Origin of the sequence: Methylomonas sp. LWB (assembly GCF_001856095.1) — a bacterium.
Classification (GTDB): Bacteria; Pseudomonadota; Gammaproteobacteria; order Methylococcales; family Methylomonadaceae; genus Methylomonas; species Methylomonas koyamae_A.
Genome location: NZ_MKMC01000067.1, coordinates 37,454 through 48,955, shown reverse-complemented (window position 1 = coordinate 48,955; position 11,502 = coordinate 37,454). Strand labels below are relative to the sequence as shown.

Below are 11,502 nucleotides of genomic sequence, written 5' to 3'. Positions count from 1 at the left end.
GGATATTCAACATATTGCAACCCATTCGACCCTATAACGAAATCATTCAAGAGGCGCGTCATGAAAACCATAGAAAGCACACTATCGAATCCCCAAGCATCGGCTGGCAAACCATCATTCAAACGACTTCGCTTCGGCGTTTCCGCTCTGGTTTTGGCCATCGGCGGGCTGGGGATGGCCCAACCGGTCGCGGCGGCCGTGTTCAATCCATTCATCAATATTACCGGTAAGGTGGAATTCGATAGCTTAGGCACGCCGACCTTACCGACCAACGCCACCCAAAACGGGGAATTGATCCGCGTCGTCGGCGGCGCGACCACCACTACCAGCTTAATCAACGATCAGATTGTCGGCGACGACCCGCTGAGTGGAAGTTTATCCGACATCGGCGATGGTTTCGGCATCAAGCTGCACGCCGAAGGCGGTTCGAAAGACGAGCCGTCGTTTATGAGTTCGCTGTTCGGCGACTTGGCCTTGTCCATCAAAAACAGCTCGGCGGTCGACACGTTTTTGGTGAGCTTGAAATTCGATTTCAGCCATTTGGTTGCGGCTCCCGAGACCAAAACCATCAAAGGTAACGGCGATTTTGCCCAATCGATAGTACAGCTCCATAAAAAGGACAACAGCGAATTGCTGTTCAGCAAACTCATTTCGGATACGGTATTCGGCAACGAAGCCCGACCCGCAAGCGCGCCGGACCAAAATACGGCCAGCGGCTACGGCGGAAAGTTGGTCGACAGCGGTTCGCGCTTGCTGACCTTCATTCTACACCCCGGCGAATTGCTGGAACTGGGCGACGACAGTCCGGAGTTAACGTTGTTCGGCGGTGCCGATCCGGGCGCTTTCTTCCTGGCGGACACGTCAGCCTTTCTCAGCGTCGCCGAGGTCACTCGACAAACCACCAACACCGTGCCGGAGCCGGAAACCTTGCTGCTGATGGCGATCGGCTTGCTGTCGTTCGGCCTGTCCAAACGCCGCGCAAGCACTTGCTAAAACAACACGCTTTAAATCGACGAATTACTCAACATCACTGAATAAAGGTACTTCCCATGTCTAAAAAATCCTTGAAAACCCTATTGGCCCTGACCATCGCAAGCTTGAGCGGCTCCGCCGCCGCCTGCGGCTCGCAACCTTATATCGGCGAAGTATGCACCTTTGCCACCACCTATTGCCCAATCGGTTATGCAGAAGCCGACGGACGCTTGTTATCGATAGCTCAAAACCAGGCGCTGTTCGCCTTGTTAGGCACTACTTACGGCGGTAACGGACAAACGACATTCTCATTGCCGGATTTACGCGGCCGCAATCCGATCGGCGTCGGCGTCGGCCCGGGCTTGGCGCCGGTCGATTTGGGCGAGATCAGCGGGCAGGAGAACGTAACATTATTCCAGCCGAATATGCCGTTTCATAGCCACGCGGCTAATACCATCGTCACCGCGAAATTGCATGCCGTCAACAGCAACGGTAACAGCACCAATCCGAGCGGCAAGTTTCCGGCCGTCTCCGCGAATCGGGATAACATTTATTCCAACTCGCCCTCGAACGCTGAGTTGGCGACGGATGCCGTTACCGTCAACGCCAGCACGACGGTGGGCGCTAGCGGAGATAGCCATCCATTTTCAGTACGCAATCCCTACGTCGGCATGCGTTATTGTGTCGCGACTGTGGGCATCTTTCCTGGACGCGAGTAGCATCAAACCCCCAAGAGCGCGGCTCAGGCCGCGCCTTTTGTGTTTGCGGGTAAGAGACGTGGTCCTATTGGTATTAACAGGAAATTGATGGATGTAAGGTTGCGGCAGAGGAAGTATTCTAGACTTAAAGCCATCGAACAGCTGCTGAGTTAACTGGCGGTCAGGCGCGGTACCGACAGCGCCCCCTTGTCGTCGCGATCTACGGCGAAACGGCTGGACCGTTCAGTCTAGCCGGTACTTTCCAGGCGCCGGGGCTCGGCTTTCGCTTCGCCGGTTTCCAGCAAACCATAAAACGGACGAAACGCCATCATCAAGGCTCGGTAAATGGCAAAGGCGTCGGTCGGATCTTTTTGCTTGAGTTCGGCGATTTCGTTCAGGTAACGATGTAGCATTTTTACCAGATTCTCGATCGTCATCGCCAGCCAGGCGTCGTTGGTAATCCATTTGTCGATAAATTCGTCCAGGCGGGCGAAAGTCATTTTCAGCAAGGGATAGGCGGTTTGGGTTTCCTTGAATTCCCGAAGCGCCACGTACTCGATGTAAGCCCGGTCTGAGGCTAGTCGCGGTCGGTTGGTAATCGTTAAATACGTGGCTTTGTAGTCAGCATGGAGGGTGTCGAATTTCTCGCAAAATTCGGCTTCGCTGGTCATTTCTAACCACGGTTGAAGAATCGTCACCGTGATGGCGTAGCATTCGTCGATCGCGTCCGCCATCTTGTCGAATTGTTCGACAAAGTCAGGCTTTTTGAGCTCGTCTTTAATTAAGCTTGCGATCGCGGCCAACTCGCCCGCGGTGACGCAAACTGTCGCCAATTCCCGAACAATTTTAAGTTCGCCTGCCATGGTGTCGATACCTCATTGCTGTCTGGTAGAAAATGAACAATCGCCCCGATACGAGGCTTATGCGGTCAAATCGACGATTTCGGCGATGCAGGCATTGTCCTTGACCGTGTGCAGGGCGTTGTCGAACAGCATGTTCGAGTTATATAAAACGCTTTTAACAATGATGTTACCCACCGTATCCTTGATGACAAAGAAGGTATCGCCCTCTGGTACCCGGCTGGCGGCGATTTGGTGGCTCATTAACGAACCGGTGCGGACTTCTTTAATGCCCTGTATTGCTTCTTCCTTATTGGGGTAATCGCCGCTCATCAATATCAGTTCGCCCTTGCTGCTCAGGAAGTTGAATACATATTGATTGTCTTCGTTGGTTTTCAGTTCAAAGGTCGCTGGCATGATCTGCTCCGGAGTTGGTCGGTTGAAGGGGGGCGTCGCCGGTTGAATGCCGGGTTTCCAAGTCCCGATACGCTTTAAGACAGCGAGGCGGACGGAGAACCTGGGTACGGCGGTGGGCGCTAGCTATCCAAACGCAAGCATTGTGCCAAGAAAAAAAACATTTAAAATCAATAGGCAATCTGGATGTGCTGGCGCAATTGTCGGGTTCGCGACACAACAACGGCGGCGGTTCGATTACGAAATAGGGCATGCTTTAGCGGAAACTTAATAGCTTGGTTGCCGGACAAGAAGCTACGCTTGGCGTGGGTTTTGAAAATGATGGAATTTGTCTTCTCCGGAAGAGGTTGGCTTAGGTTGAACCGGCGCGAATGCGGCTCGCGTTTCAGGGTTAACGGCACTTGGTGGATTTTCAAGAAATGCGGATTATCCGAAGCTACGCTAAGCTTCGCTTTCAATACCCGGTTCGGACTTTTTTGTGCTTATGAAGCTCCAAGTCTTGCTACTCTTTACGGTTATAACCGCTACATCGGCCGAAGGCGCTGAATTCCTTGAGACTCATCTTGAAGAAAATGGAGCGAGATTGACACTTACCCGGTCCGACGGAAGTAACTTTCCAGCGCCGAGGATCGAAGATCAAGATGGCTTTAGTAAGCCTGCAGTGTCCGCCAACAAGCGATACGCCGGTTGGTTAGCCATGTATCGGAATCAGGGAACTTCCTATCCGCAGCCCATCCTTCTTGCCGTCTTGGGGCCGGAGAGCCGTCTGAGAAGATTCACAGGGGATTTCGGCATGATCTACGGTTGGTGCTTTACGGGCGATAGCAGGAGTGTGGTCTATAAGTACCAGTTTCCGCACGGGGTTTCGCCCATCGGCTTTGAAATGCGGCGTCTGGCGGATGGCAAGCTTCAGCGAAAGATTCAGATTACGCCGATCGCGCCCGATGCGAACGAAGATGAGGTCATTGGCGGGAGCGCGCCAGCCTGGACACAGTGCGCTCAAGCAAGCAGCATTGCGGAATAAGGAGTAGCGGGTTTTTAAAGGCGCAATTTGCGGAGAGTCTTGCTTGATATGCGCATTCCGTTCGCGGGGGATGCGGCGGCACACGTCGCCAAAAAAGCCCGATCCGTTTGCCGCGGATCGGGCCAGTTTGGGTGTTATAAGCCTATCAGGGTTTTTGCGAGATGCGCTTGACCGCTTCGGCGACGATGTCCAGCAGTTCGTTGCCGCCGTGCTGCAAGTATTCGACGATTTGCTTGCGCATTCTGGGTTCCCAGAAATTGCGGATGTGGGTTTCGACGCCGCTGACCGCGACATCGTGTTCCGGCTCGGATTGGAAAAACGCGCCGATGTTATTGGCCATTTTGACGAGATTGCTGTTATCCATGAGTTATGCGGCAGATTCTTGATAATGTTGTAAACGAAAGGGGTGGGTATAAATCGTGTGGTTTTCGTTGCGGGTGAAGCCGACCAAGGTCAGGCCGCATTCGTCCGCCAGCCGTATCGCCAGCGCGGTCGGTGCCGAAATGGCCGCCAGTAGCGAAATGCCGACGCTGGCGGCCTTTTGGACCATTTCGTAGCTGGCGCGACTGGTTACCAATAGCCAGCCGGCAGAGAAGTCGCAACCGGTTCTGGCGAGCGCGCCGATCAGTTTGTCCAGGGCGTTGTGGCGGCCAACATCTTCCCGCACCATCGCTATGCCGCGTTCCGGCTCCAGCCAGGCGGCGGCATGTACCGCGCCGGTCAGCAAATTCAGCGCTTGCTGCTGCTGCATCGCTTCGAAAGCCCGGCTGAGCAGCGCGGCGTCCAATATTGAACCATCGCCGACCCGGCGGGCCGGGCGGATGGCTTGTTCCAGCGTGGTTGCGCCGCACAGGCCGCAACCGGTGCGGCCGGTCATGTTCTTGCCCTTGCCGTGCAGATTGTCGAAGCGTGCCTCCGGGATCTGCATACGGACTTCGACGCCTTTGGCGCGCTGCACTACTTTGACCGAAAGCAGTTCGGCTGGGTGGCGGATGATGTCTTCCGTCAGGCTGAAGCCGAGACCGAAGTCTTCCAGATTTAGCGGCGTGGTGAGCATGACAACGTGAGGGATCGTGTTGTAGACCAGCACTACCGGTACTTCCTCGGCCACGTAGTCTTGCTTTCGGCTATGGATGGGGCCGCGCCAGCTATCGAACGTGCCGGTTCGATAGCTGGTCCAGCCCAGTTCCTCTGGGACCGGGTCCATGTTGCCTCGGTTTTTAGCCGGCGCCGATGCGGTTGTCCAGCAGCGATTGCTGGTCGTCGGAGAAGGCGCGGTATTCACGTTGCCAATCGGACGGTTGAGCGACCTTCGCCACGTGTACCGCCGTCACTTTGTATTCGGGGCAGTTGGTCGCCCAGTCCGAGTTGTCGGTGGTGATGACGTTGGCACCGGAATGCGGGAAGTGGAAGGTGGTATAGACCACGCCCGGTTGCATTCGGTCGGTAATCAGCGCCCTCAACACGGTTTCGCCGGTGCGGCTCTTGACGCCGACCCAGTCGCCGTCGGCCACGCCCAGGACTTCGGCGTCGTGAGGATGGATTTCCAATTTGTCTTCGGCGTGCCAAGCGACGTTGTCGGTGCGGCGAGTCTGCGCGCCGACGTTGTATTGCGACAGAATACGGCCGGTGGTCAGGATTAGCGGGTATTTGCTGCTGGTGCGTTCCGCTGTCGGAATGTATTCCGTCAACAGGAAACGGCCCTTGCCGCGCACGAAATGGTCGGCATGCATGATTGGCGTGCCGTCCGGCGATTCGTCGTTGCACGGCCACTGGATGCTGCCCATCTCGTCGATTTTCTCGTAGCTGACGCCGGCGAATTGTGGGGTCAGGCTGGCGATTTCAGCCATGATTTCCGACGGGTGACTGTAATTCATCGGAAAGCCCAGCGCATTGGCCAAGTCTTGGGTGACTTGCCAATCTTCCTTGCCGCCCAGCGGTGTCATCACCCGGCGTACCGGCGAAATTCGCCGCTCGGCGTTGGTGAAGGTGCCGTTTTTCTCCAGGAACGAAGAGCCGGGCAGGAATACGTGGGCGAACTTGGCGGTTTCGTTTAAGAAGATGTCTTGCACCACGATGCATTCCATTTCCCGCAAGGCATGATGGACGTGGTTGATGTCCGGGTCGGATTGCGCGATATCTTCGCCTTGCACGTACAGGCCCTTGAAGCTGCCTTCTATCGCTGCGGCGAACATGTTGGGAATGCGCAGGCCGGGCTCGGACGCCAATGTCACACCCCAAGCCGCTTCGAATTGCGCGCGGGTGGCGTTATCCGAGACGTGGCGGTAGCCGACGAACTCGTGCGGGAACGAGCCCATGTCGCATGAGCCTTGCACGTTGTTTTGACCGCGCAACGGGTTGACGCCGACGCCTTCGCGGCCGATGTTGCCGGTGGCCATCGCCAGATTGGCGATGCCGATCACGGTCGTCGAACCTTGGCTATGCTCGGTGACGCCCAACCCGTAGTAGATCGCGCCGTTGCCGCCGGTCGCATACAGGCGAGCGGCGCCGCGCATCGCTTCGGCGGGTACGCCGGTCAATTCGGCGACGGCTTCCGGCGAATTTTGCGGCAGGGCCACAAAGGTTTTCCATTTGTTGAACGATTCGACGTCGCAACGTTCCAGCGCGAATTGCTCGTTGATCAAGCCTTCGGTAACGATGACGTGGGCCAGCGCGGTGACGACGGCGACATTGGTGCCGGGACGAAGTTTCAGGTGGTAGTCGGCCTTGACGTGTGGGCTGTTACGTACCAAATCGATGCCGCGCGGATCGACGACGATCAGTTTGGCGCCTTGACGCAGACGGCGTTTCATCAGCGAACCGAACACCGGATGGCCGTCGGTCGGGTTAGCGCCTATGACCAGAATGACGTCGGATTTCAATACCGAATCGAAGGTTTGAGTGCCGGACGATTCGCCGAAGGTGGTTTTCAAGCCGTAACCGGTCGGCGAATGGCAGACCCTGGCGCAGGTATCGACGTTGTTGTTGCCGAAGCCGGCACGGATCAGCTTTTGTACCAGATAGGTTTCTTCGTTGGTACAACGCGACGAGGTGATGCCGCCGATCGAATCCTTGCCGTATTTGGCTTGCAATTGTTTGAAGCGGTCGGCCGCGAATTGAATGGCTTCTTCCCAACTGACAACGCGCCAGGGGTCGCTGATTTTGTCGCGTACCATCGGCGTGGTAATGCGGTCTTTATGGGTGGCGTAACCGAAGGCGAAGCGGCCCTTGACGCAGGAGTGACCGTGGTTGGCCTGGCCGTTTTTGTCCGGCACCATCCGCACCAATTGCTCGCCCTTCATTTCGGCCTTGAACGAACAGCCGACGCCGCAATAGGCGCACGTGGTAATGGCGCTGTGCTCGGGCTGGCCGTGGTCGATCACGGCTTTTTCCATCAAGGTCGCGGTCGGGCAAGCTTGTACGCAGGCGCCGCAAGACACGCACTCCGATTCCATGAACGGTTGGTCTTGGCCCGGCGATACGTGGGACTCGAAACCTCGGCCGTCTATCGTCAATGCGAAGGTGCCTTGCACTTCTTCGCAGGCGCGGACGCAACGCGAGCAGACGATGCATTTGGAGGGGTCGAAAGAGAAATAGGGGTTGCTGTTGTCTTTTTCCGCTTTCAGGTGGTTTTCACCTTCGAAACCGTAACGGACTTCGCGCAAACCGACTTCGCCGACCGTGTCTTGCAATTCGCAATTGCCGTTGGCGGAGCAAGTCAAGCAATCCAATGGGTGGTCGGAAATATAGAGTTCGGCGATGCCTTTGCGCAGTTTGGCGAGCTTTTCGTTTTGGGTAACGACTTTCATGCCTTCGCCGACCGGTGTCGTACAGGATGCAGGGTAACCGCGCGCGCCTTCGATTTGCACCAAGCACATCCGACAGGAGCCGAACGGGTCGAGGTGGTCGGTGGCACACAGCTTCGGTATGCTGATGCCGGCTTCGGCGGCGGCGCGCATGACCGAGGTGCCGGCGTTGACGGTCACCTTATGGCCGTCGATTTCAAGGTTGACGGTTTGTTGGGACGCGCTGGCCGGCGTTCCGTAATCGACTTCGTTGTTGAGTGACATAAGCTACCTCCGGGGGATCGGTTAGGCTTTGGTGGCTTGGAGGCCAAAGTCTTCAGGGAAATGATTCAGCGCGCTCAACACCGGGTAGGGTGTCATGCCGCCCATGGCGCACAAGGAACCGCACGTCATTGTGTCGCATAAATCACGCAGCAGTTCGGTGTTCTTGGCTTTGTCGACGTTATCGAGGATACGGTCGATGACTTCGACGCCGCGAGTAGAGCCGATCCGGCATGGCGTACATTTGCCACAGGATTCTTCGACGCAGAATTCCATCGCATAGCGGGCCATGTCGGCCAGGCTGGTGGTGTCGTCGTGTACCACGATGCCGCCGTGGCCCAAAACCGCGCCGATCGCGGCGAAGGCTTCGTAATCGAGTGGGGTATCGAACTGGCTTTCCGGCATATAGGCACCCAACGGACCACCGACTTGCACGGCCCGGATCGGCCGGCCGCTGGCGGAGCCGCCGCCGTAGTCGTACAGCAATTCTCGCAATGTGACGCCGAATGCGGCTTCGAACAGGCCTCCGTGCTTGATGTTACCGGCCAATTGAATCGGCAAGGTACCGCGCGAACGGCCTAGCCCAAAATTTTTGTAGTATTCGCCGCCTTTATCCAAAATGACCGGAATCGAGGCCAGCGAAATGACGTTGTTGACGATAGTGGGTTTGCCGAATAGGCCGACGATGGCCGGTAGCGGCGGCTTGAAGCGGACCAGGCCGCGTTTGCCTTCCAGACTTTCCAGCAGCGATGTCTCTTCGCCGCATACATAAGCGCCGGCGCCGCTACGGACTTCCAGATGGAAGGTCTTGCCGCTGCCTTGAATGTTTTCGCCGAGGTAGCCGTTTTCATAGGCGGCAGCGATAGCTTGGTTCAGGGCAATTTTGGCGTGGGGGTATTCGATGCGCAGATAGATGTAGCCTTGGGTGGCGCCGACGGCCAAGCCGGCAATCGTCATGCCCTCGATCAACACGAAGGGGTCGCCTTCCATGATCATTCGGTCGGAAAAGGTGCCGGAGTCGCCTTCGTCGGCGTTGCAGACGATGTATTTTTGTTCGGCAGGGGCGTTTAACACGGTATTCCACTTAATGCCGGTCGGGAATGCGGCCCCGCCTCGGCCGCGCAGACCGGATTCGGTAACTTGTTTAACTATGTCGGCAGGTTGCAGCGCCAGCGCGTTTTTCAAGCCGCGGTAACCGTCGTGGGCCAGATAATCGTCCAAGCTGACGGGATCGGTGATACCGACGCGGGCGAAGGTCAGGCGGTTCTGGTTTTTAAAATAGGGAAGGGCTTCTATATCGCCCAGATATAAGGGGTGTTGTTTGCCTTCCAAGAGGCCGGATGCTAGCAGGGAGGCGACATCTTCCGGTTGTACTGGGCCATAGGCGACACGGCCGGCGTCGGTTTCGACCTCGATTAGCGGTTCCAACCAGAACAAGCCACGTGAACCGTTGCGGATGATTTCAATGTTTTGGCCGGCGGTATGCCGTTGTAGGGTCTGAGCGACAAGTTCAGCGCCCAATGACAGCGCTGTGGAGTCGCGGGAGATAAACAGGCGGGTCATTATTCGGTACCTTTAAAAGTGGCTAGCAACTGATCGAATTTTTCCGGCGACACTCGGCCGAACACTTCGTTATCTATGGTGATAGCGGGGGAGCACGCGCAATTTCCGAGGCAGTAAACCGGTTCTAGCGAAAACATTCCGTCTGCGGATGTCTCGTGAAAATCGATGTTCAGCGTTTGTTTTGCGTGGGTTTCCAGAGTTTTACTGTTCATGGACTGGCAGGACTCGGCGCGGCAGATGCGTATCGTATGCTTGCCCGGCGGGGTAACCCGGAAGTAATGGTAAAAACTAACGACTCCGTGAACTTCCGCCTTGGAAAGGTTGAGTGCCTTGGCGATATCCGGCACTGCGTCGGGCGGAATGTAACCCAAGGTGTCTTGAATACCATGCAGTATCGGCAACAGATTCCCCGGCATCTCTCGATGAGCGTCCAGTATCTTCAACACTGTGGGTTGTTGGGTTTGATAGTCTTGCATCACTGGCCCTGTAGTTAATGACAAAATAATTAGCACGCTATTTAAACATGAACGAAGCGAAGTTTGCAATTGGTTGTCATGCCTCAAAGCCGCGAATTTCCTCAACTTGGGGTGGCAATCGTCTGTTCGACCCGGTCCGGAATTTTTAGTTCTGATCGATTCAAAATCGAATTTTAGCGCTTTACTTCCAAATGATAATTGTTATCATTACATGCAGATTGTATTTGCCGAGAGGATTCCATGTACATTTGTGTTTGTAAAGCGGTCACGGATAGGCAGGTAGAGCAAGCTTTGAACGAAGGTGTATGCAGTCGTAAGCAGATTATGCAATGCACCGGAGCGGGTGGGGTTTGCGGTAAATGCACCGCCAGTATAAAAGCCTTGATCGACGAAAATTTGCGCAATCAACCGGCGCAAGCCGCTTAGGCTATAGAGGAACGGGTCCGGCTAACGCCGGAGGGGTGAAGGCACAGGGCTGGTTAGCCCTGTGCAATAGCGGACTATTTTGCTGCGGGGGCCGTTTCAGAAGGTTGGCCTTCCGCCGGTTTGTCGGCCGTTGGCGCCGGTGCTGGGTCGGTGGGCTCAGCTGCTTGAGGTGCTTCCGGTTGTTTTGCCGGTTCCGGCGGCAACATGATTTCGACCTTCGCACTTTTCCGCAGGTTTTCAATCATGGCCTGGGCTTTTTGGCGCTGCAGCATCGGCCGCAACTGTTCCTTGACGGCGTCGAACGGCGGCGGAGTAACCGCTCTGGAGTCTTCGCGGAATATCACGTGCCAACCGAATTGAGTCTGAACCGGTTGTTTAGTGTATTTGCCGTTTTCCAGCGCGACTACGGCTTCGGAGAATGGCGGCACCATGCGGTCGGCGGTAAACCAGCCTAAATCACCGCCTTCGGAACCCATTGGGTCGATAGAGTTTTTCTTGGCCAGCTCGGCAAAGTTGCCGCCTTTATCCAATTCGGCGATCAATTTTTTCGCCTCGTCTTCGGTTTTTACCAAAATGTGGCTGGCTTTGTACTCGTTGCCGGCATTGGCCATTTTGGAGTCGTATTCTGCCTTGATTTCTTCGTCCGAGACCGGATTGGATTTCAAATAGTCCTGTAACGCCGCTTGTGAAAGCAAGGAGTTACGAATCGTGGCTAGGCGCTCCATCACTTCGGGACTTTTATCGAGTTGCTTTTGCACGGCCAATTGAATCAGCAATTCGCGTTGAATCAATTCTTCCAGTAGCTGCTCTTTTGGGAAGGACTGGCCTTGGCTACGCTCGGAGATTTCTTTTTCCAGAGTCTCCAAGGTTTTTTTGCCGATGTAGGTGCCGTTGACCGACGCGACGGCGTCTGCTTTACTGACGGTCGGCGCGGCCGGCGCTGCTTCCTGAGCCTTCTCTTGGGTGCAGCCGTAGAGCAGAGCGGTACCGGCCAGGATCAGCGGGATGAGTTTTAATTTCATA

At 55.9% G+C, this 11,502-nt stretch carries 12 protein-coding genes; 4 read left to right on the top strand and 8 right to left on the bottom strand.

The annotated features are described in order from the left end of the window. Nucleotides 1–60 precede the first annotated feature (60 nt). Together BJL95_RS19885 and BJL95_RS19880 are read left to right on the top strand one after the other, a co-directional pair. Nucleotides 61–993, top strand: coding sequence for a PEP-CTERM sorting domain-containing protein (locus tag BJL95_RS19885; RefSeq protein WP_071160438.1), 933 nt, complete (start codon nt 61–63; stop codon nt 991–993). Between the two features lie 56 nt (nt 994–1,049). Further along, on the top strand, nt 1,050–1,691 hold the full coding sequence (locus tag BJL95_RS19880) for a phage tail protein (protein ID WP_071160436.1): 642 nt from the start codon (nt 1,050–1,052) through the stop codon (nt 1,689–1,691). A gap of 227 nt (nt 1,692–1,918) precedes the next feature. On the opposite strand, the gene BJL95_RS19875 is transcribed toward BJL95_RS19880, so the two are convergent. Next, on the bottom strand, nt 1,919–2,533 hold the full coding sequence (locus tag BJL95_RS19875; protein ID WP_064029269.1) for a hypothetical protein: 615 nt from the start codon (nt 2,531–2,533) through the stop codon (nt 1,919–1,921). Nucleotides 2,534–2,590: 57 nt separating this feature from the next. Beyond that, nucleotides 2,591–2,926 (bottom strand): DUF1508 domain-containing protein, encoded by a 336-nt coding sequence (locus BJL95_RS19870; RefSeq protein WP_064029561.1) that lies wholly within the window; start codon nt 2,924–2,926, stop codon nt 2,591–2,593. A 481-nt stretch (nt 2,927–3,407) separates the two neighbouring features. Between BJL95_RS19870 and BJL95_RS19860 the strand changes: the two genes are divergently transcribed. Next, nucleotides 3,408–3,947 carry a hypothetical protein gene (locus BJL95_RS19860; protein ID WP_071160432.1) on the top strand — a complete coding sequence of 180 codons (540 nt, stop codon included), beginning with the start codon at nt 3,408–3,410 and terminating at the stop codon, nt 3,945–3,947. A 145-nt stretch (nt 3,948–4,092) separates the two neighbouring features. Here BJL95_RS19860 and BJL95_RS19855 read toward each other — a convergent pair whose 3' ends face one another. Genes BJL95_RS19855 through BJL95_RS19835 form a run of 5 tightly spaced genes read right to left on the bottom strand, consistent with a single transcriptional unit; the run spans nt 4,093 to nt 10,053 of the window. Continuing rightward, complete coding sequence (locus BJL95_RS19855) at nt 4,093–4,311, bottom strand: formate dehydrogenase subunit delta (RefSeq protein ID WP_064029275.1); 219 nt, start codon at nt 4,309–4,311, stop codon at nt 4,093–4,095. Nucleotides 4,312–4,314: 3 nt separating this feature from the next. Beyond that, on the bottom strand, nt 4,315–5,154 hold the full coding sequence (gene fdhD / locus BJL95_RS19850; RefSeq protein ID WP_071160430.1) for a formate dehydrogenase accessory sulfurtransferase FdhD: 840 nt from the start codon (nt 5,152–5,154) through the stop codon (nt 4,315–4,317). 13 nt (nt 5,155–5,167) lie between these two features. Further along, the gene (gene fdhF / locus BJL95_RS19845) at nt 5,168–8,017 is read right to left on the bottom strand and encodes a formate dehydrogenase subunit alpha (protein WP_064029280.1); all 2,850 of its coding nucleotides are present in this window, start codon (nt 8,015–8,017) and stop codon (nt 5,168–5,170) included. A 21-nt stretch (nt 8,018–8,038) separates the two neighbouring features. Next, nucleotides 8,039–9,577 carry an NADH-quinone oxidoreductase subunit NuoF gene (locus tag BJL95_RS19840; RefSeq protein WP_071160427.1) on the bottom strand — a complete coding sequence of 513 codons (1,539 nt, stop codon included), beginning with the start codon at nt 9,575–9,577 and terminating at the stop codon, nt 8,039–8,041. Further along, nucleotides 9,577–10,053: a formate dehydrogenase subunit gamma gene (locus BJL95_RS19835; RefSeq protein WP_071160425.1), complete on the bottom strand. Its 477-nt coding sequence runs from the start codon at nt 10,051–10,053 to the stop codon at nt 9,577–9,579. The genes BJL95_RS19840 and BJL95_RS19835 overlap by 1 nt, the downstream gene beginning before the upstream one ends. A gap of 240 nt (nt 10,054–10,293) precedes the next feature. On the opposite strand from BJL95_RS19835, the gene BJL95_RS19830 reads away from it, so the two are divergent. Then, nucleotides 10,294–10,479 (top strand): bacterioferritin-associated ferredoxin, encoded by a 186-nt coding sequence (locus tag BJL95_RS19830; RefSeq protein ID WP_064029286.1) that lies wholly within the window; start codon nt 10,294–10,296, stop codon nt 10,477–10,479. A 74-nt stretch (nt 10,480–10,553) separates the two neighbouring features. On the opposite strand, the gene BJL95_RS19825 is transcribed toward BJL95_RS19830, so the two are convergent. After that, nucleotides 10,554–11,501 (bottom strand): peptidylprolyl isomerase, encoded by a 948-nt coding sequence (locus tag BJL95_RS19825; RefSeq protein WP_071160423.1) that lies wholly within the window; start codon nt 11,499–11,501, stop codon nt 10,554–10,556. Between the last annotated feature and the right edge of the window lies 1 nt (nt 11,502).

Bases quoted from the DNA above. Each gene is read 5' to 3' on its own strand.
- BJL95_RS19885 (WP_071160438.1), top strand. From the start codon at position 61: ATGAAAACCATAGAAAGCACACTATCGAATCCCCAAGCATCGGCTGGC.
- BJL95_RS19880 (WP_071160436.1), top strand. From the start codon at position 1,050: ATGTCTAAAAAATCCTTGAAAACCCTATTGGCCCTGACCATCGCAAGC.
- BJL95_RS19875 (WP_064029269.1), bottom strand. From the start codon at position 2,533: ATGGCAGGCGAACTTAAAATTGTTCGGGAATTGGCGACAGTTTGCGTC.
- BJL95_RS19870 (WP_064029561.1), bottom strand. From the start codon at position 2,926: ATGCCAGCGACCTTTGAACTGAAAACCAACGAAGACAATCAATATGTA.
- BJL95_RS19860 (WP_071160432.1), top strand. From the start codon at position 3,408: ATGAAGCTCCAAGTCTTGCTACTCTTTACGGTTATAACCGCTACATCG.
- BJL95_RS19855 (WP_064029275.1), bottom strand. From the start codon at position 4,311: ATGGATAACAGCAATCTCGTCAAAATGGCCAATAACATCGGCGCGTTT.
- fdhD (WP_071160430.1), bottom strand. From the start codon at position 5,154: ATGGACCCGGTCCCAGAGGAACTGGGCTGGACCAGCTATCGAACCGGC.
- fdhF (WP_064029280.1), bottom strand. From the start codon at position 8,017: ATGTCACTCAACAACGAAGTCGATTACGGAACGCCGGCCAGCGCGTCC.
- BJL95_RS19840 (WP_071160427.1), bottom strand. From the start codon at position 9,577: ATGACCCGCCTGTTTATCTCCCGCGACTCCACAGCGCTGTCATTGGGC.
- BJL95_RS19835 (WP_071160425.1), bottom strand. From the start codon at position 10,053: ATGCAAGACTATCAAACCCAACAACCCACAGTGTTGAAGATACTGGAC.
- BJL95_RS19830 (WP_064029286.1), top strand. From the start codon at position 10,294: ATGTACATTTGTGTTTGTAAAGCGGTCACGGATAGGCAGGTAGAGCAA.
- BJL95_RS19825 (WP_071160423.1), bottom strand. From the start codon at position 11,501: ATGAAATTAAAACTCATCCCGCTGATCCTGGCCGGTACCGCTCTGCTC.